Genomic DNA, 18,220 nt, shown 5'->3' on the forward strand with positions numbered 1-18,220 from the left:
AGCGACGGCATGACGGATCAATGGGATGCCGGTCGACTGGACAGTGACCTCGAGGGTGTCGGTTTCGACACCCTGGCGGTGCGCGCCGGTCAGCACCGCACACCGGAAGCCGAGCACAGCGAAGCGCTGTTCCTGACTTCCAGCTATGTCTTCCGCACGGCCGCTGACGCGGCTGCGCGTTTCGCCGGTGAAACGCCGGGCAATGTCTATTCGCGTTATACCAACCCGTCCGTGCGCGCCTTCGAGGAGCGCCTGGCGGCCATGGAGGGCGCCGAGCAGGCCGTGGGTACTTCCACCGGCATGTCGGCGATCCTGGCCGTGGTCATGTCGCTGTGCAGCGCAGGCGACCATGTGCTGGTGTCGCAGAGCGTGTTCGGCTCGACCATCAGCCTGTTCGAGAAGTACTTCAAGCGCTTCGGCGTGCAGGTCGACTACGTGCCGCTGGTCGACATCGGCGGTTGGGAGAAGGCCATCAAGGCCAACACCAAGCTGCTGATCGTCGAGTCGCCGTCCAACCCGCTGGCCGAGCTTGTGGACATCACCGCCCTGGCCGAAGTCGCCCACGCCCGTGGCGCGCTGCTGGTGGTGGACAACTGCTTCAGCACACCGGCCCTGCAGCAGCCGCTCAAGCTCGGCGCGGACATCGTGTTCCACTCGGCGACCAAGTTCATCGACGGCCAGGGCCGTTGCATGGGCGGCGTGGTGGCCGGGCGCAGCGAGCACATGAAGGAAGTGGTGGGCTTCCTGCGTACCGCAGGCCCGACCCTCAGCCCGTTCAACGCCTGGATCTTCACCAAGGGCCTGGAGACGCTCAAGCTGCGCATGCGTGCGCATTGCCAGAGCGCCCAGGCGCTGGCCGAGTGGCTAGAGCAACAGGACGGCGTGGAGAAGGTCCACTACGCCGGCCTGCCCAGCCACCCGCAGCATGAACTGGCCAAGCGCCAGATGAGCGGCTTCGGCGCGGTGGTGAGCTTCGAGGTCAAGGGCGGCAAGGAGGGCGCGTGGCGCTTCATCGACGCCACCCGGGTGATCTCCATCACCACCAACCTGGGGGACAGCAAGACCACCATCGCCCACCCGGCCACCACCTCCCACGGGCGCCTGACGCCTCAGGAGCGTGAGGCCGCGGGTATCCGCGACAGCCTGATCCGCGTCGCCGTCGGCCTGGAAGACGTGGCCGACCTGCAAGCCGACCTGGCCCGCGGCTTGGCGGCGCTGTGATCGACTGGAAGGGCGGCGAGCCCGGCCATAATGGCCGGGTGGCCTTGGTGACCGGTGCCGCCCGCGGCATCGGCCTGGGCATCGCCGCCTGGCTGATCTGCGAAGGCTGGCAGGTGGTGTTGGGTGACCTGGACCGCCAGCGGGGTGCCAAGGTGGCCAAGGCCTTGGGTGGCAACGCTTGGTTCGTGGCCATGGATGTGGCTGACGAAGCCCAGGTCAGCGCGGGTGTTTCCGAGGTGCTGGGGCAGTTCGGCCGCCTGGATGCCCTGGTGTGCAACGCGGCCGTCGCCAACCCGCACAACGAAACCCTCGAAAGCCTTTCCCTGGCCCAGTGGAATCGCACGCTGGCGGTCAACCTCAGCGGGCCGATGCTGCTGGCCAAGCATTGTGCGCCGTACCTGCGCGCCCATGGCGGGGCCATCGTCAACCTTGCCTCCACCCGTGCCCGGCAATCGGAGCCCGACACCGAGGCCTATGCGGCAAGCAAGGGCGGCCTGCTGGCCTTGACCCATGCGTTGGCCATGAGCCTGGGGCCGGAGATTCGCGTCAACGCCGTAAGCCCAGGCTGGATCGATGCCCGCGACCCGTCCGAGCGGCGCGCCGCCCCCTTGACCGACGCCGACCACGCGCAGCATCCGGCGGGCAGGGTAGGGACGGTGGAGGATGTCGCTGCCCTGGTGGCCTGGCTGTTGTCTCGCCAGGCAGGGTTCGTCACCGGGCAGGAATTCGTGGTCGATGGCGGGATGACCCGCAAGATGATCTACGCCTGAGCGGCACGTCATAAGGTGCAGGAGGGGACCGTCAGGTCCCTTTTCGCTTTTAATCCCGCAGGCCATCCAATCGCCGGCAAGCCGGCTCCCACAGGCTCTGAAAACAGCGCAGGACAGGTGGGAGCCGGCTTGCCGGCGATTGGGCCTGGTAGCCAAGCAAAATACCTGAGCAAAGCATCACTTTTCCCACCACCGGTTTTGCTCTTTTTGAAAAAAATTCAATGGGGCTATTGACTTAGCTTCGGTACCTGCGTAAATTTCGCGGCCTCAGCGAAGCAAACGCAACAAGCAACACTGCGAGGGTGATTAGCTCAGCCGGGAGAGCATCTGCCTTACAAGCAGAGGGTCGGCGGTTCGATCCCGTCATCACCCACCACTTCCTGAGATGTTCCTGACCCAGGATGCTTCGAAAGAAGGGTCCTAATTGAGAGGAACCGGACGCAAGTCCATATGCGCAGCGGTAGTTCAGTCGGTTAGAATACCGGCCTGTCACGCCGGGGGTCGCGGGTTCGAGTCCCGTCCGCTGCGCCACTTATTCTTCAGATGGGTGTTCACCACCGGTCTGGGGTCTGAAGGCCAAGAGCACTTCAGGCCGACCCAGTTTCAATCAGGCGTAAGCCTGAACGATACGCAGCGGTAGTTCAGTCGGTTAGAATACCGGCCTGTCACGCCGGGGGTCGCGGGTTCGAGTCCCGTCCGCTGCGCCATCTTCGCCTCGAGGCCCCTTGAACGCCTCGAAGCAACAAACGAAGCGATCAGCGAATCGCTTTTTTTGTGCCTGCCTTACGAGCGCTTCGTAGGGTCAGATCCTCAAGTTTCAACCAGGCGCAAGCCTGGGCGATACGCAGCGGTAGTTCAGTCGGTTAGAATACCGGCCTGTCACGCCGGGGGTCGCGGGTTCGAGTCCCGTCCGCTGCGCCATCTTCGCCTCGAGGTCCCTTGAACACCTCGAAGCCTACGAAAAAGCGACCCTCGGGTCGCTTTTTCGTTTTCTGCACCCAGCCCGGTAGGCAATGATGATTTTTGCTCGATCAGGCCAGCGCCGCAGTTTCAGTGAGCGTTCTTGTGTTGCACAATACACACCGTTTGTCCTTTTCTCCGGAATCCAAGATGTCCAGATCTTCCGTCTTCGGTGCGCTCGGGCTGGCCCTTGTGCTGGCGGGCGTGTCCGGTTGTTCCTCGAAAAAGCCCGCCATCTACGAGCACGAGAACTTCGATGACTCGGGCACCTTTTCGCGCAGCTTTCCGGTGAGCGAGGCGGGCTCCTGCGAGGCCGCCCGTCGTGCACTGCTCAGCCAGGGGTACATCATCACCAGCAGCGGCCCCAACCAGATCGCGGGCAACAAGAGCTTCCAGCAGAACAGCGACAACCATCTGCAGATCAGCTTCAACGTTACCTGCGCACCGGACACCAATGACGAACAGCGTTCCACCATGTTCGCCAACGCCTTGCAGGACCGCTACGCCCTGAAAAAATCCAATACGTCGGCCAGCCTGGGAGTGGGGGTGCTGGGGTCGGTGTCCATGCCCATTGGTTCGAGCGACGATTCGATGGTCAAGGTGGCCAGCGAGACGGTCACTGCGCCGCAGTTCTATGAGCGCTACTTCGCGTTGGTGGAAAGCTACCTGCCCAAGCCGAAGAAGGTGGAGAAGGCCGAGCCGAAGGTGGAAGCGCCCAAGCCCGCGCCTGAGCAACCGGCGCCTGCCCTGGGGTTGCCTGAGCAGGCGTCCACTGCCCAGCCGGCTCCGGCACCCGTTGCAGCCGACGCGCCGGCTCCTGCGCCTGTGGTCGAAACACCTGTCACGACTGCGCCTGCCAGCGAAGTACAGGCCGCTCCGGTCGTGGACGACAGCCAGGGTTCTCAACCCATCGCCCCGCCTGCCGAACCTGCGCCGATCGAGGTGCAGCAAGAGGCGCCTGTGACCGAGGCGCCACCCGCGCCGTTGTAATTGGCCATTCCTGTAGGGGCAGGTACAGCTTCGTTGGTCTTTGTGGGCGCGGGTAAACCCGCTCTCATAGAACAACGCATGACCATTTGATTTGCGACAGCCTGTGGGAGCGGGCTTGTCCCGCGATTAGGCCGGGCCCGATATCACCGTCGCCTGGCAAGGGCTTCGCCCTTGATCGCGGGACAAGTCGGACCGCCGCACCGCCGCTCCCACAGGGGCAGCATTGGCCGCTTGTTCTCTGCGCGACAGCGCAGCCCGAAGGGCTGGGTAATCTCCCACAGTGCTCATCGTCTACCACGTTGTCATGATGCGTTCATCCAATGCGCTTAGCGTGGCGGCATGACCCGACCGATGAATGACTGACGAGGATGCAGCGATGGACGATTACCAGGAAGAACTGCTCGAATTCCAGGCCTACGAATTGGACCCGATGGAGCCGGCAGACGACGCTACCGAGCTCTGACCCTCCCGCCGCTGGTTGCGGCGAAACGCGCCGGGCGTGATGCCGGTCCAGCGCTTGAATGCGCGCTGGAAGGCTTCGGCCGAGGCAAACCCCAGCAGATAGGCGATTTCGCCGAAGGCCAGCTGCGTATCGCGGATATAGGTCTCGGCCAGGTCGCGGCGTGTATCGTTGAGCAGGTTGCGAAAGCGTGTGCCTTCTTCGGCCAGCTTGCGCCGCAGCGTCCAGGTCGGCAGCTGCAGGTGGCGCGCCACCGCTTCCAGATCCGGTTCCTGGCCGCCATTGAGCAGGGGGCCCAGCAGGTGGGTGATGCGTTCACCCAGGCTGCGCACGCGCGTGCGCTGGGCCAGCTCTGCTTCGCATAGCTGCAGCAGGTGGTGCCAGGTGCTGGGGCAATGCTGGGGGTTGGGCAGCTCGAGGGTCGCGCGGTCCAGCCGCAGTTGGTTGTTGACGGCTGCGAACTGCACGGGGTTCACGCACAGGGGTTGGTACTGCGCGGCATAGCTGGGCGCTTCGAACTCGATGTCCATCCGCTCGGCCTGTACCGGCACACCCGCCAGCTGCGACAGCTGCGCCAGCCAGCCGGCCAGCAGCGAATCGACCACGAAACGGTTGTAGGCGTTGTAGGGGCTGATCGAGTAGAAGCGCAGCCAGGCGCCCTGGCGGTCTTCGAGAAAACTCGACTGGCCACGGTAGTTGGCCGCATATAAGGGTTCGAAGCGCAGCAGCGTGCGCGCGGCATCGCCCAGGGTCGGGGCCTGGGCCGCGGTTATGCCCGCCAGCCCCGCCTGGGCCAGGCGGCTCGCGCGGCCCATGCGCAGCCCCAGTGCCGGCTCGCCACACAGTTCGATAGCGGCATGGCCCAAGTGCATGTAGCGCGGAATCGACAAACGTGCACCGGCCTCGGCCAGGCGGGAGGCGTCCAGGCCGTAGCGGCGCAGCAAGGGCGCCGGGTCGTGCCCCAGCTGCTCCAGCGCCTCGCCCAGGGGCTGGACGAAGCCTACCGAGAGGTCACCCAGGCGCACGCGTGGCCGGGCCATCGATCACAGCCAGAGGTTGAGCAGACGGGCACCCTGGCTGGGGTTGCCGGCCAGGTGCTGGCCTGCCTGGTTGGCAAAGCCCTGGCCGTCGCTGCCCTGTTCCCAGAACTGGCCGCGCAGGAATACGCTCAGGCTGGGCGTGCTGGCGTTGGCAGTCAGGGTCAGGCGCTGCCAGGCAGCCTGTTCATCGACCTCGCCGCGCTGCAGTGGCAGTGCACTGGCGGCGTCCTGGTGGCGATTGCCTCGCCAGGGAGCATTCCAGGTGTGCTTGCCGGTGAGAAACACCGGGTTGGCGATCAGCTCCACCGATTGGCGGGCCAACTGCTGGTAGTTTTCCGGATACCAACTGTCGCTGCCCACCAGCACACCCAGGCGTCCGGCCGGGGTCTGGATGACCTGCAGCGGGTGCTGGCGGCCATCATGGATGTAGCGACGCACTTCGCTGTCGGGATACTGCTGGCGCTGCGGTTGGCCGAGCACGGTGCCGTCGGCGCCGAACACCAGGCTGCTGTTGAACAGCGGGCCGCTGCCAGGGTGCAGGATGCCGCGGTCCACGTATGGAGCGGGAAGTACGATGGAGCCTGCCACCAGCGTTACACCGAATTCCTTGGCCAGGCCACCGAACAGTTGTTGATAGTCGCGGGCCATCTGCTCGGCTTTCATGCGCAGGTGGGCGTCGGCGCGGCGGTCGTCGCCCGTGGCGGTGAGCATGGCCAGGCCGTAGCGCAGTGGGTTGCTCAGCTCCAGCCATTGCCAGGCCTCCCGGCGCTGGGTCACCTGGTACAGCTCGTTCTTTTCGCCGCGGGCCCACAGCCAGGTGCCGATGTGTTCGGGCAACACCACCACGGTACGCGGCCCCACCAGGCCCTGGGCGCGGGCTTGTTCCAGGTAGGCCGACAGCTTGCGGTGCAAGCGCTGCAGGTTCTGGTAGTCGCCTGGGTAGAGCAGGGGTTCGACCCCCAGCAGGTTGCCATGCTCGCCCGGCACGCCATGGTTGAGCGCCAGTTCGATGCGCAGGTCGGACAGGTAGTGGCCTTCCGGCCGCTGCAGGGTCCAGAAACCGTAGCCGCAGAGCGCGGCGATCATTACCAGCGCCAGGGCGCTTGCCAGGAGTTTTCGCATGGGGCGGCCAGGGCACCTTCCTAATCAAGGGTGTCCTAGGGTAGACCTGCTGTATAGCAGGATCAACAAGTTGTCACTTTCGATCATTGAGTGCGATCAAACGCCTGTTTAATGTCAGGGCCAGACAAACGACGGGGCCTGCGAGGCGCCCGCATACCGTGATCACGCCTGATAGGGAGTTCATCCATGGCTGCCGACCGTTACCCGCACTTGCTGGCCCCGCTGGACCTGGGCTTCACCACCCTGCGCAACCGCACCCTGATGGGCTCGATGCACACCGGCCTGGAAGAGCGCCCGGGCGGCTTCGAGCGCATGGCGGCGTATTTCGCTGAACGTGCCCGCGGCGGCGTTGGCCTGATGGTCACCGGTGGTATCGCGCCGAACGACGAAGGCGGCGTGTATTCCGGCGCGGCCAAGCTCAGTACCGAGGAGGAGGCCGACAAGCACCGGATCGTCACCGAGGCCGTGCATGCCGCGGGTGGCAAGATCTGCCTGCAGATCCTCCACGCCGGGCGTTACGCCTATAGCCCCCGCCAGGTCGCGCCCAGCGCCATCCAGGCGCCGATCAACCCGTTCAAACCCAAGGAACTGGACGAGCAGGGCATCGAAAAGCAGATCGCAGACTTCGTCAACTGTGCCACGCTGGCCCAGCGCGCGGGCTACGATGGCGTCGAGATCATGGGGTCGGAAGGCTACTTCATCAACCAGTTCCTCGCCGCCCATACCAATCAGCGTACCGACCGTTGGGGCGGCAGCTATGAGAACCGCATGCGCCTGGCCGTGGAAATCGTGCGCCGGGTGCGTGAGGCAGTAGGGACCGATTTCATCATCATCTTCCGCCTGTCGATGCTCGACCTGGTGGACGGGGGCAGCACCTGGGACGAGATCGTGCAACTGGCCAAGGCCATCGAGCAGGCCGGGGCTACCTTGATCAACACCGGTATCGGCTGGCACGAGGCGCGTATTCCGACCATTGCCACCAAGGTGCCGCGCGCGGCTTTCACCAAAGTGACCGCCAAGTTGCGTGGCGTTGTGAGCATTCCGCTGATCACCACCAACCGCATCAACACGCCCGAGGTGGCCGAGGCCGTGCTGGCTGAAGGCGATGCCGACATGGTGTCCATGGCCCGGCCTTTCCTGGCTGACCCGGAGTTCGTCAACAAGGCCGCCGCAGGCCACAGCGACGAGATCAACACCTGCATCGGTTGTAACCAGGCCTGCCTGGACCACACCTTCGCCGGCAAGCTCACCAGTTGCCTGGTCAACCCTCGTGCCTGCCACGAGACCGAGCTCAACTACCTCCCAGTCACCCAGATCAAGCGCATCGCCGTGGTCGGTGCGGGCCCCGCAGGTCTGGCCGCGGCTACCGTGGCCGCCGAGCGAGGCCATCGGGTGACGCTGTTCGACAGTGCCAGCGAGATCGGCGGGCAGTTCAACGTGGCCAAGCGTGTGCCGGGCAAGGAAGAGTTCCATGAAACCTTGCGTTACTTCCGCAACAAGGTGGCGCGCACCGGTGTCGACCTGCGCCTGAATACTCGGGTCGGGGTCGATGAGCTGGTGGCGGGCGGTTTTGATGAAATCATTCTCGCCACCGGCATCAGCCCGCGTACGCCGGCGATTCCGGGCATCGAGCATGCCAAGGTGTTGAGCTACCTGGACGTGCTGCTCGAGCGCAAGCCGGTGGGCAAGCGGGTGGCGGTGATCGGTGCGGGGGGGATCGGCTTCGACGTGTCCGAGTATCTGGTGCATGAGGGCGTGGCCACCAGCCAGGACCGCCAGGCGTTCTGGAAGGAGTGGGGCATCGATACCCGTCTCGAGGCCCGGGGCGGCGTCGCAGGCATCAAGGCCGAACCGCACGCGCCGGCCCGCCAGGTGTACCTGCTGCAGCGCAAGAAATCCAAGGTGGGCGATGGCCTGGGCAAGACCACCGGCTGGATCCACCGCACGGGCCTGAAGAACAAGCAGGTGCAGATGCTCAACAGCGTCGAATACCTGGCGATCGACAACGATGGCCTGCATGTGCGCATCGGTGAGGGCGAGCCGCAGGTGCTGGCGGTGGACAACGTGGTGATCTGCGCGGGCCAGGAACCGTTGCGCGAGTTGTACGACGGGTTGGTGGCGGCGGGGCAATCGGTGCATTTGATCGGCGGCGCCGATGTGGCGGCGGAGCTCGATGCCAAGCGGGCGATCAACCAGGGGTCGAGGTTGGCTGCGCAGTTGTGATCGGCCGGTTGGAACGGACCGCTGTGCGGCCCAATCGCCGGCAAGCCGGCTCCCACCGGTCCTGCGCTGCTGTTGTAGACACCGCTGAACTTGTGGGAGCCGGCTTGCCGGCGATTGGGCCGGGCCAGGCTGTTGATATACTCGCTCGATGTCCGAAACCTTCGCCGATCTTCCCCAAGCTCCATTGCAACCATTGCTCTTGCCCTGGCTCGACCAAGCCGGTGTCGAGGTCGCGGTGCTGCGCCTGGACCTCATCGACCCGCTGGTCAGTGGCAACAAATGGTTCAAGCTGCGCCACCACCTTCTCGAGGCCCAGGCCGCCGGCGCACCGGGTCTGATCAGCCTGGGGGGCAATCATTCCAATCATCTTCATGCCTTGGCAGCAGCAGGCAAGCGCTTCGGCTTCGCCACCGCCGGGCTGTTGCGTGGCCACGCGCAGGACACCCCCACGGTGCGTGACTTGCAAGCCTTGGGCATGGAGTTGCACTGGCTGGGCTACGGCGGTTACCGCGAACGTCACCAGGCAGGCTTTTGGGCGCCCTGGCAAGCACGTTACCCGGGCTGGCACTGCATTCCCGAAGGCGGTGCAGGGCTGGCCGGTGCCGAGGGCTGCCGGTTGATCGTCGAGCAGGCGAGGGCGCAGCTCGGAAGCATGGGCTGGGCAGGCCATGACGGGTGGTGGCTGGCGGTCGGCACGGGTACCACCCTGGCGGGCCTGGTGCTCGCCGAAGCTGGCGGCCGGATGGTACATGGCTCATTGGCAGTGCCGCGTGGCCATGGCGTCGAGCAGAACCTCGCCGGGCTGGTGTACGGCGGCCATGAACTGCACGACGCCTGCCGGGGCGGGTTCGGTCGCTTCGACGATGAACTGCTGGCCTTCATCGACGAGAGCGAGCGTCACAGCGGCGTGCCGCTGGAGGCCGTATACACCGGCAAGGCCTTGATGGCCTTGCGAGACCAGGTCGCGGTCGGGCGCTTTGCGCCTGGCACGCGCCTGATCTTCCTGCATACCGGTGGGCTGCAGGGGCGTCGCGGCTACCGGTGAGGCAGCATGCGCACCAGCGTGTTGTCGCGCTGGACGTAGTGGTGGTAGAGGCCGGCCACGGCGTGCACGCCGATCAGCCAGTAACCCCAGCTACCGATGCGTTCATGCCAGCCTTTGATGAACTTGGCCAGGTCTGTATCCGGGGCGGTCAATGCCGGAAGCTCGAGGCCGTAGAAGGGGATCGGCTTGTCGGCGGCGCTCAGGATCAACCAGCCTGCCACGGGCAGGCCGATCATCATCAGGTACAGCAGTACGTGCACCAGGTGCGCCAGGCCCGTCTGCCAGGCCGGTGGCTTGGGCAGGATCGGCGGGGCAGGGCGGATCAGGCGCATGGCCAGGCGCAGCCAGACCAGGATGAACACCGTCAGGCCCAGCATGAAGTGCAGGTCCTTCATCAGGTTGCGTTCGGCGCTGTCCTTGGGAAACAGGCCGCGCAGCTCGATGGTGGCATAGACGGCGGCCAGCAGTACCAGCATGAGCCAGTGCAGGGTGATCGAGAGGCGCGCGTAGTGCGTCGAGGGGGCGGGTGAAACCATGGGTAGTCCTCATCATCAGGTCGGGGGAGCGCTCTTTGTGGCGCTTGATTGCAACTCTAATCGTTCGCTGAGGATTTTTCTTTGAGCCAGGTCTTTGAAATTGATGTTGGCAATGCTGGCCCAATCGCGGGCCAAGCCCGCTCCTACAGGAGCGGTGACAGCTATCAAGCCGGTAGGTAGGGCCAATCATCCGCGACCAGGAACAAGCGCTCGGCTTCTTCCCAGTTACCGTTTCCGGCGTCTTCCAAACGGACCAGCATGTGCGCCGGCGCCTGGCTATCCAGTTCGCCAAGCCAAGCGTCGAATTGCATAGGCGACCAGCACGCGTGCGCCTCGATCCGCGCAGGCGCCAGCCAGGCATGCCGGGCCAGAGGCTGCCAGCGCCCGGCGGGGCTGGCTTGCCGGTAACTGTCCCAATCGCTTCGATGCAGCCAGCGCCCACGCAGATGGTGTGGATCGGCGCCGACCGGCGCTTGCGCATGCCTCGGCCAGGGGTAGAACAGGTAGCCACCGAGCCAGGCATGCGCATGAACCTCGCTCACGCCTAGCAGCGCCAGGGCCGTGCGGCTCTGGGCACTGGCCGAAATGGGCAATTGGTGCCCGGCCAGGTGGTTCAGCTTTCGGTCCAGCCGGTCGTGGCAGCCTGGGCCCAGCCAATGCGCCGGGTCGTGGCCATCCCCGCCAGGTGGCCCGAGGTAGAGCTTGATGGCCAGTTCCAGGTGGTGCACACCCTCTCGGTCACGCAGGATGATATCCAGCTCCCCGAGGGTATGCCCGCCTTCACGGATCGGCAGGTTGGCCGCCAGCAACTCGATGCCGGGCGCCTGGCCCAGGGCGAACTGCCACAGGCTTTCGTAGTACAGGCCCAGGCGGTGGCTGGTGAGGCGGGCGAGCCAGTCGCGCAGCGGCCGGTCGTTCTGATCCAGCGCCAGCAGCCATTGACGCAGGCGCGCGGGGTCTTGCGCCCAGGTACTGGCGGCCAGCGGGTGGCGTTGCGCGCAGGGCGGCTGGCCGAGCAAAGGTGGCGACACCAATACCCATGCCAGGTCGCGCACCGCAGGGCGGCGCAGTTGGCAGGGCAGGGCGTGGAGATCGGCGAACGGCATCATCCCGCGAGCATAGCCGGTTTGCCGCTGGCCGGTCGTTTCGCCCATAATCCCCGAGGCCGCACCGGCCACCCGTCACCCGCCGCAGAGCCTCGCAGGAGCCCCATGGAGCAATTTCGCAATATCGGTATCATCGGACGCCTTGGCAGCTCCCAGGTGCTCGACACCATTCGCCGGCTGAAAAAATTCCTGCTCGAGCGCCACCTGCACGTGATCCTCGAGGACACCATCGCCGAGGTGCTGCCCGGCCATGGTCTGCAGACCTCCACGCGCAAGCTGCTGGGCGAGGTGTGCGACCTGGTCATCGTGGTCGGTGGCGACGGCAGCCTGCTGGGCGCAGCCCGCGCCCTGGCCCGGCACAACATCCCGGTGCTGGGCATCAACCGTGGCAGCCTGGGGTTTCTCACCGACATTCGCCCCGATGAACTCGAGGTCAAGGTCGCCGAGGTGCTCGACGGCCATTACCTGGTGGAAAACCGCTTCCTGCTCCAGGCCGAGGTGCGCCGCCACAACGAGGCCATTGGCCAGGGCGATGCGCTCAACGACGTGGTGCTGCACCCGGGCAAGTCGACGCGGATGATCGAATTCGAGATCTACATCGATGGCCAGTTCGTCTGCAGCCAGAAGGCCGACGGCCTGATCGTCGCCACCCCCACCGGCTCCACCGCTTACGCGCTATCCGCTGGCGGGCCGATCATGCACCCCAAGCTCGACGCCATCGTCATCGTGCCGATGTACCCGCACACCCTCTCCGGGCGGCCGATCGTGGTGGACGGCAACAGCGAACTGAAGATCGTGGTGTCGCAAGACCTGACGATCTACCCGCAGGTGTCCTGCGATGGCCAGAACCATTTCACCTGCGCGCCGGGCGATACCATCACGGTATGCAAGAAACCGCAGAAGCTGCGCCTGATCCATCCGCTGGACCACAACTACTACGAGGTCTGCCGCACCAAACTCGGCTGGGGCAGCCGTTTGGGTGGTGGAGGCGACTGATGCTCGATCCGGCGCGAAGTTTCGACATCATCGGCGATGTCCACGGTTGTGCCCTGACCCTGGAACGCCTGCTCGACACCCTCGGCTACAAGCGCATCGGCGGTGTCTGGCGCCACCCGTGGCGCCAGGCGCTGTTCCTGGGCGACATCGTCGACCGCGGCCCGCGTATCCGCGAGGCGCTGCACATCGTCCATGACATGGTCGAGGCCGGCCAAGGGTTCTGCATCATGGGTAACCATGAATACAACGCCCTGGCCTGGGTCACCCCAGCGTTGCCCGGCAGTGGCAAGGCCTACGTGCGCGAGCATACGCCCCGCCATGCCCGCCTGATCGACGAAACCCTGACCCAGTTCGCCCAGCACCCGGGCGACTGGCATGACTTCCTCGAGTGGTTCTACACCTTGCCGCTGTTCGTCGACGCTGGCCGTTTCCGCCTGGTGCATGCCTGTTGGGACCCTCGCCTGATCGAGCCGCTGCGCCGGGAATACCCCGACGGATGCATCGACGAACACTTCATCCAGGCCTCGGCGGTGTCCGGCAGCTTCGCCGCCACCGTGTGCAACCGCCTGCTGCGCGGCACCGACATGCGCCTGCCGGACGGCCTGACGCTGACCGGCGGCGATGGCCTGACCCGTGCCTTCTTCCGCACCAAGTTCTGGGAAGAAGACCCACAGACCTACGGAGATATCGTGTTCCAGCCCGACGCCCTGCCCGAGGAAGTGGCCCGCACACCCTTGAGTCACAGCGAGAAGAATGCCCTGCTGCGTTACGGCGAGGACGAGCCTTTGCTGTTCGTCGGCCATTACTGGCGCAGCGGCCGACCCGCGCCGATCCGCGCCAACCTGGCCTGCCTGGACTACAGCGCGGTGCTCTACGGCAAGCTGGCGGCCTACCGCCTGGACGACGAAACCCGCATCGACCCGCACAAGTTCGTCTGGGTCGATGTCGACCGCCCGCAGGCCAACCAATGAACGTGGTCGAGGCGATGCGCCTGCCGCTGGCAGTGGACCTGGGCGGGTTCGTGCGGATGCTGCGGCGCCTGCAGGTGCCGCACCGGGTGGTCGAGGAGGGCCAGGAGCAGGTGCTCTGGGTGCCCGAGTCGCTGGCCGACGACGTGCGCCAGTTGTACCAGCGCTTCCCCGAAGGCAACGATGACCTGGACATCCAAGGTGCGGGCCTACCCGCGAACGGCCCGGCCCAGCCCTCCCTGGCCGATCAGGCCCGCGCCTGCAAGGTCACTGCCGCCATATTGCTGTTGTGCCTGGTGGTGGCCGGCGTGACTGGCCTGGGTGACAACCTGTCGACCATCGGTTGGTTCACCTTCCTGGAATTCCGTGTACAGGGCGAGTACCTGTACTTCACCCCGCTGGCCCAGGGCCTGGCCGAAGGGCAGTGGTGGCGCCTGGTATCGCCCATGCTGCTGCACTTCGGCGTCCTGCACCTGGCGATGAACGCCCTCTGGTACTGGGAGCTGGGCAAGCGCATCGAACTGCGCCAAGGCCCATGGATGCTGCTGGGCCTGACCCTGGTGTTCAGCCTGGTCTCGAACCTTGCCCAGCACTACACCAGCGGCCCCAGCCTGTTCGGCGGTTTGTCCGGCGTGCTCTATGGCCTGCTCGGGCACGTGTGGCTGTACCAGTGGCTGGCGCCCAACCCCCTGTTCAGCCTGCCCAAGGGCGTGCTGGTGATGATGCTCATCTGGCTGTTGGTGTGCCTGACGGGTGTGGTCGGCCAGCTCGGCTTCGGCCAGGTCGCCAATGCCGCCCACGTCGGCGGGCTGCTCATCGGATGCCTGACCGGGCTCTTGGGCGGGGCGCTGGCACGGCGTAAACTGTCGGCCTGATTGAGGAGACGCTATGTCCACGTTCGCGCAAATGATCCAGAACATCACCCCCGAAATCTACGAAAGCCTGAAGCTGGCCGTGGAAATCGGCAAATGGGCCGACGGCCGCAAGCTGACCCCGGAGCAGAAGGAACTGTCCCTGCAGGCGGTGATCGCCTGGGAGATGAAGAACCTGCCCGAGGAGCAGCGCACCGGCTACATGGGCCCCCAGGAGTGCGCGTCGAAGTCGGCACCGGTCCCCAACATCCTGTTCAAATCGGACTCGGTACATTGATCGAACTCGCTCGTGGCTCTTTGAGCAAGATGGCGGTGCGCCTGGAAGCACCGGTCGTTCAATACAGTTTCCGCCTGGGTGAGGAGCAGGTGCCGGTCAACCCGCTGATCGGGTCCACCGTGCGCCTGGAATACCTTGGCGTCATCCATTGCAGCCATTGCGGCAAGCGCACCAAGACCAGCTTCAGCCAGGGCTATTGCTACCCCTGCATGACCAAGCTGGCCCAGTGCGACGTGTGCATCATGGCCCCGGAAAAATGCCATTACGACGCCGGCACCTGCCGCGAGCCGTCGTGGGGCGAGCAGTTCTGCATGACCGACCATGTGGTGTACCTGGCCAACTCGTCGGGCATCAAGGTCGGCATCACTCGTGCCACCCAGCTGCCCACGCGCTGGCTCGACCAGGGCGCCAGCCAGGCCCTGCCGATCATGCGCGTGGCCACCCGACAGCAGTCGGGCCTGGTCGAAGACCTGCTGCGCAGCCAGGTGCCGGACCGCACCAACTGGCGCACGCTGCTCAAGGGCGATGCCGAGGTGCTCGACCTGCCGGCCATCCGCGAGCAGGTCTTCGATGCCTGTGCCGAGGGCCTGCGCGGTCTGCAGGCGCGCTTCGGCCTGCAGGCCATCCAGCCGGTACCCGATGCCGAGGTGGTCCAGATGCGCTACCCGGTCGAGGCCTACCCGAAAAAAATCGTCAGCTTCAACCTCGACAAGGACCCGGTGGCCGAAGGCACGCTGCTGGGCATCAAGGGCCAGTACCTGATCTTCGACACCGGCGTGATCAACATTCGCAAGTACACGGCCTACCAGTTGGCCGTGCACCAGTAAAAGGACCAGCACTATGCGTACCGAACAACCGCAAGTGATCTACCTCAAGGACTACCAGGCGCCCGAGTACCTGATCGACGAGACGCACCTGACCTTCGAGCTGTTCGAGGACCACAGCCTGGTCCATGCGCAGCTGGTCATGCGCCGCAACCCGGCGCGCGGCGCCGGCCTGCCGCCACTGGTGCTCGACGGCCAGCAACTGGAGCTGCTGAGCGTGCAGCTCGACGACCAGGCCTTGGCAGCCGGCGACTACCAGCTCGACGACGACAGCCTGACCCTGCAGCCCAAGGCCGAGCGCTTCACCCTCGACACCAGCGTGCGGATCCACCCGGAAAGCAACACGGCCCTCGAAGGCCTGTACAAGTCCGGCAAGATGTTCTGCACCCAGTGCGAGGCCGAGGGGTTCCGCAAGATCACCTACTACCTCGATCGCCCGGACGTGATGAGCACCTTCACCACCACGGTGATCGCCGAGCAGCATCGCTACCCGGTGTTGCTGTCCAACGGTAACCCCGTCGGCAACGGCCCGTCGGAAGATGGCCGCCACTGGGCCACCTGGGAAGACCCGTTCAAGAAGCCGGCCTACCTGTTCGCTCTGGTCGCCGGTGACCTGTGGTGCGTCGAGGACACCTTCACCCGCCAGTCCGGCCGCGATGTGACCCTGCGCATCTATGTCGAGCCCGAGAACATCGACAAGTGCGACCACGCCATGGTCAGCCTGAAGAAGTCCATGCGCTGGGACGAAGAAGTCTATGGCCGCGAGTACGACCTGGACATCTTCATGATCGTTGCAGTCAACGACTTCAACATGGGCGCCATGGAAAACAAGGGCCTGAACATCTTCAACTCCAGTTGTGTGCTGGCCCGGGCCGAGACCGCCACCGATGCCGCCCACCAGCGCGTCGAAGGCGTGGTGGCCCACGAGTACTTCCATAACTGGTCGGGCAACCGCGTGACCTGCCGCGACTGGTTCCAGCTGTCGCTCAAGGAAGGCTTCACGGTGTTCCGCGATGCCGAGTTCAGTGCCGACATGAACTCGCGTACGGTCAAGCGCATCGAGGACGTGGCCTACCTGCGTACCCACCAGTTCGCCGAGGACGCAGGCCCCATGGCCCACCCGGTGCGCCCGGACAGCTTCATCGAGATTTCCAACTTCTACACCCTGACCGTGTACGAAAAGGGTGCCGAGGTGGTGCGCATGGTGCGTACCCTGCTGGGCGCGGAGGGCTTCCGCAAGGGCAGCGACCTGTACTTCGAGCGCCACGATGGCCAGGCGGTGACCACCGACGATTTCATCAAGGCCATGGAAGACGCCAACGGTGTCGACTTCACCCAGTTCAAGCGCTGGTACAACCAGGCCGGCACCCCGCGCCTGGAGGTCAGCGAAGCCTATGACGCCGCGGCCCAGCGCTACAGCCTGACCTTCCGCCAGAGCTGCCCGCAGACCCCGGACAAAGCCCAGAAGCTGCCGTTCGTGATCCCAGTCGAGCTGGGCCTGCTCGATGCCCAGGGCAACGACCTGCCGCTGCGCCTGGCTGGCGAAGCCGCGCCACAGGGCACAAGCCGCGTACTGTCGGTGACCGAGGCTGAGCAGACTTTCACCTTCGAAGGCATCGCGGCCAAGCCGCTGCCCTCGTTGCTGCGCGGCTTCAGCGCGCCGGTCAAGCTGAGCTTCCCCTACGACCGCGACCAGCTGATGTTCCTCATGCAGCACGACAGCGACGGTTTCAACCGCTGGGAGGCGGGGCAGCAACTGTCGGTGCAGGTGTTGCAGGAGCTGATCGGCCAGCATCAGCGCGGCGAGGCGCTCAAGCTCGACCAGCGCCTGATCACGGCGCTGGGCACCGTGCTGGGCAACGCGTCGCTGGACGCGGCGATGGTCGCCGAGATGCTCTCGCTGCCAGGCGAGGCGTACCTGACCGAGATCAGCCAGGTGGCCGACGTCGAGGCCATCCACGCTGCCCGTGAGTTCGCCCGCAAGCAGATCGCCGAGCAACTGTTCGATGCCCTGTGGGCGCGCTACCAGGCCAACCGCGAGGTGTCGGCGAAAACCGCCTATGTCGCCGAGGCCGAGCACTTCGCCCGGCGCAGCCTGCAGAACATCGCCCTGTCGTACCTGATGCTCAGCGGCAAGCCAGAGGTGCTGGCGGCAACGCTGGAACAGTTCGACCAGTGCGACAACATGACCGAGCGCCTCACCGCCCTGGCGGTGCTGGTCAACTCGCCGTTCGAGGCCGAGCGCGCCAAGGCCCTGGAAGCTTTCGCCGAGCACTTCAAGGACAACCCGCTGGTCATGGACCAGTGGTTCAGCGTGCAGGCGGCCAGCCCCCTGCCGGGCGGCCTGGCGCGGGTCAAGGCGCTGATGCAGCACCCGGCCTTCACCTTGAAGAACCCGAACAAGGTGCGCGCGCTGATCGGTGCCTTCGCCGGGCAGAACCTGGTGAACTTCCATGCCGCCGACGGTTCGGGCTACCGCTTCCTGGCGGACCTGGTGATCGAGCTCAACGCCCTCAACCCACAGATCGCTTCGCGCCAGCTGGCGCCGCTGACCCGCTGGCGCAAGTACGACGATGCACGCCAGGCGTTGATGCGTGGCGAGCTGGAGCGGATTTTGGCGTCTGGGGCGTTGTCCAGCGATGTGTATGAAGTGGTGAGCAAGAGCTTGGCATAAGGCTTAGGGGGCCGCTTGGCGGCCCTTTCGCGGGGCAAGCCCGCTCCTACAGTGGTACAGCGCGGCCTTCAGGGTGGTGCGGTCCGGTGTAGGCGCGGGCTTGCCCCGTGATGCTTTCGAGTGCTTAACAAAACAT

Annotated in this window: 15 protein-coding genes and 4 tRNA genes; 15 read left to right on the forward strand and 4 right to left on the reverse strand. The window is 65.3% G+C overall.

Annotated features, from left to right (window positions below; genetic code table 11):
• The first annotated feature begins 9 nt into the window (after positions 1-9).
• The 7 genes from ACXHGZ_RS05975 to ACXHGZ_RS06005 all read left to right on the forward strand — a co-directional run bounded on the left by ACXHGZ_RS05975 (position 10) and on the right by ACXHGZ_RS06005 (position 3,941).
• Positions 10-1,221, forward strand: a complete 1,212-nt coding sequence (locus ACXHGZ_RS05975; protein WP_224458428.1) for an O-succinylhomoserine sulfhydrylase — start codon at positions 10-12, stop codon at positions 1,219-1,221.
• A complete protein-coding gene (locus tag ACXHGZ_RS05980) occupies positions 1,218-1,991 on the forward strand; it encodes an SDR family oxidoreductase (RefSeq protein ID WP_224458429.1) in 774 nt (257 codons plus the stop codon). The genes ACXHGZ_RS05975 and ACXHGZ_RS05980 overlap by 4 nt, the downstream gene beginning before the upstream one ends.
• Positions 1,992-2,291: 300 nt before the next feature.
• Positions 2,292-2,367, forward strand: a tRNA-Val gene (locus ACXHGZ_RS05985).
• A gap of 78 nt (positions 2,368-2,445) precedes the next feature.
• A tRNA-Asp gene (locus ACXHGZ_RS05990) sits at positions 2,446-2,522 on the forward strand.
• Between the two features lie 99 nt (positions 2,523-2,621).
• A tRNA-Asp gene (locus ACXHGZ_RS05995) sits at positions 2,622-2,698 on the forward strand.
• A gap of 137 nt (positions 2,699-2,835) precedes the next feature.
• Positions 2,836-2,912, forward strand: a tRNA-Asp gene (locus ACXHGZ_RS06000).
• A 189-nt stretch (positions 2,913-3,101) separates the two neighbouring features.
• The gene (locus tag ACXHGZ_RS06005; RefSeq protein ID WP_480462862.1) at positions 3,102-3,941 is read left to right on the forward strand and encodes a DUF2242 domain-containing protein; all 840 of its coding nucleotides are present in this window, start codon (positions 3,102-3,104) and stop codon (positions 3,939-3,941) included.
• Between the two features lie 414 nt (positions 3,942-4,355).
• Here ACXHGZ_RS06005 and ACXHGZ_RS06010 read toward each other — a convergent pair whose 3' ends face one another.
• The gene (locus ACXHGZ_RS06010; protein WP_480462864.1) at positions 4,356-5,441 is read right to left on the reverse strand and encodes an AraC family transcriptional regulator; all 1,086 of its coding nucleotides are present in this window, start codon (positions 5,439-5,441) and stop codon (positions 4,356-4,358) included.
• A gap of 3 nt (positions 5,442-5,444) precedes the next feature.
• Positions 5,445-6,563: a carbon-nitrogen hydrolase family protein gene (locus ACXHGZ_RS06015; protein ID WP_084855066.1), complete on the reverse strand. Its 1,119-nt coding sequence runs from the start codon at positions 6,561-6,563 to the stop codon at positions 5,445-5,447.
• 186 nt (positions 6,564-6,749) lie between these two features.
• Between ACXHGZ_RS06015 and ACXHGZ_RS06020 the strand changes: the two genes are divergently transcribed.
• Both ACXHGZ_RS06020 and ACXHGZ_RS06025 read left to right on the forward strand, forming a co-directional pair.
• Positions 6,750-8,786 carry an oxidoreductase gene (locus tag ACXHGZ_RS06020; protein WP_480462865.1) on the forward strand — a complete coding sequence of 679 codons (2,037 nt, stop codon included), beginning with the start codon at positions 6,750-6,752 and terminating at the stop codon, positions 8,784-8,786.
• 148 nt (positions 8,787-8,934) lie between these two features.
• Entirely contained in the window at positions 8,935-9,831 is an 897-nt protein-coding gene (locus tag ACXHGZ_RS06025) for a 1-aminocyclopropane-1-carboxylate deaminase/D-cysteine desulfhydrase (protein WP_480462867.1), read from the forward strand.
• Here the strand turns inward: ACXHGZ_RS06025 and ACXHGZ_RS06030 are convergent.
• Together ACXHGZ_RS06030 and ACXHGZ_RS06035 are read right to left on the reverse strand one after the other, a co-directional pair.
• Positions 9,822-10,367: a cytochrome b gene (locus tag ACXHGZ_RS06030; protein ID WP_465001867.1), complete on the reverse strand. Its 546-nt coding sequence runs from the start codon at positions 10,365-10,367 to the stop codon at positions 9,822-9,824. The genes ACXHGZ_RS06025 and ACXHGZ_RS06030 overlap by 10 nt on opposite strands.
• Positions 10,368-10,531: 164 nt before the next feature.
• Positions 10,532-11,521 (reverse strand): DUF1853 family protein, encoded by a 990-nt coding sequence (locus ACXHGZ_RS06035; protein ID WP_480462868.1) that lies wholly within the window; start codon positions 11,519-11,521, stop codon positions 10,532-10,534.
• Between the two features lie 57 nt (positions 11,522-11,578).
• Here ACXHGZ_RS06035 and ACXHGZ_RS06040 point away from each other — a divergent pair, with 57 nt between their 5' ends.
• From ACXHGZ_RS06040 to pepN, 6 genes are read left to right on the forward strand one after another with little or no spacing between them, the layout of a single operon-like run.
• Positions 11,579-12,469, forward strand: a complete 891-nt coding sequence (locus ACXHGZ_RS06040; RefSeq protein ID WP_084855071.1) for an NAD(+) kinase — start codon at positions 11,579-11,581, stop codon at positions 12,467-12,469.
• On the forward strand, positions 12,469-13,440 hold the full coding sequence (locus tag ACXHGZ_RS06045; protein ID WP_084855072.1) for a metallophosphoesterase: 972 nt from the start codon (positions 12,469-12,471) through the stop codon (positions 13,438-13,440). The genes ACXHGZ_RS06040 and ACXHGZ_RS06045 overlap by 1 nt, the downstream gene beginning before the upstream one ends.
• Entirely contained in the window at positions 13,437-14,312 is an 876-nt protein-coding gene (locus ACXHGZ_RS06050; RefSeq protein WP_480462871.1) for a rhomboid family intramembrane serine protease, read from the forward strand. The genes ACXHGZ_RS06045 and ACXHGZ_RS06050 overlap by 4 nt, the downstream gene beginning before the upstream one ends.
• A gap of 13 nt (positions 14,313-14,325) precedes the next feature.
• On the forward strand, positions 14,326-14,586 hold the full coding sequence (locus ACXHGZ_RS06055) for a YeaC family protein (RefSeq protein WP_084855074.1): 261 nt from the start codon (positions 14,326-14,328) through the stop codon (positions 14,584-14,586).
• Entirely contained in the window at positions 14,583-15,413 is an 831-nt protein-coding gene (locus ACXHGZ_RS06060; protein ID WP_480462872.1) for a DUF2797 domain-containing protein, read from the forward strand. The genes ACXHGZ_RS06055 and ACXHGZ_RS06060 overlap by 4 nt, the downstream gene beginning before the upstream one ends.
• 13 nt (positions 15,414-15,426) lie before the next feature.
• Complete coding sequence (gene pepN / locus ACXHGZ_RS06065; protein WP_480462874.1) at positions 15,427-18,084, forward strand: aminopeptidase N; 2,658 nt, start codon at positions 15,427-15,429, stop codon at positions 18,082-18,084.
• Positions 18,085-18,220: the final 136 nt, after the last annotated feature.

Source organism: Pseudomonas shiyinii, assembly GCF_056725765.1.

Coding starts and splice junctions, on each gene's coding strand:
- ACXHGZ_RS06055 (WP_084855074.1), top strand. CDS start 14,326: ATGTCCACGTTCGCGCAAATGATCCAGAACATCACCCCCGAAATCTAC.
- ACXHGZ_RS06015 (WP_084855066.1), bottom strand. CDS start 6,563: ATGCGAAAACTCCTGGCAAGCGCCCTGGCGCTGGTAATGATCGCCGCG.
- ACXHGZ_RS05975 (WP_224458428.1), top strand. CDS start 10: ATGACGGATCAATGGGATGCCGGTCGACTGGACAGTGACCTCGAGGGT.
- ACXHGZ_RS06030 (WP_465001867.1), bottom strand. CDS start 10,367: ATGGTTTCACCCGCCCCCTCGACGCACTACGCGCGCCTCTCGATCACC.
- ACXHGZ_RS06010 (WP_480462864.1), bottom strand. CDS start 5,441: ATGGCCCGGCCACGCGTGCGCCTGGGTGACCTCTCGGTAGGCTTCGTC.
- ACXHGZ_RS06040 (WP_084855071.1), top strand. CDS start 11,579: ATGGAGCAATTTCGCAATATCGGTATCATCGGACGCCTTGGCAGCTCC.
- ACXHGZ_RS06035 (WP_480462868.1), bottom strand. CDS start 11,521: ATGGGCGAAACGACCGGCCAGCGGCAAACCGGCTATGCTCGCGGGATG.
- ACXHGZ_RS06020 (WP_480462865.1), top strand. CDS start 6,750: ATGGCTGCCGACCGTTACCCGCACTTGCTGGCCCCGCTGGACCTGGGC.
- ACXHGZ_RS06025 (WP_480462867.1), top strand. CDS start 8,935: ATGTCCGAAACCTTCGCCGATCTTCCCCAAGCTCCATTGCAACCATTG.
- ACXHGZ_RS06045 (WP_084855072.1), top strand. CDS start 12,469: ATGCTCGATCCGGCGCGAAGTTTCGACATCATCGGCGATGTCCACGGT.
- ACXHGZ_RS06005 (WP_480462862.1), top strand. CDS start 3,102: ATGTCCAGATCTTCCGTCTTCGGTGCGCTCGGGCTGGCCCTTGTGCTG.
- ACXHGZ_RS06050 (WP_480462871.1), top strand. CDS start 13,437: ATGAACGTGGTCGAGGCGATGCGCCTGCCGCTGGCAGTGGACCTGGGC.
- pepN (WP_480462874.1), top strand. CDS start 15,427: ATGCGTACCGAACAACCGCAAGTGATCTACCTCAAGGACTACCAGGCG.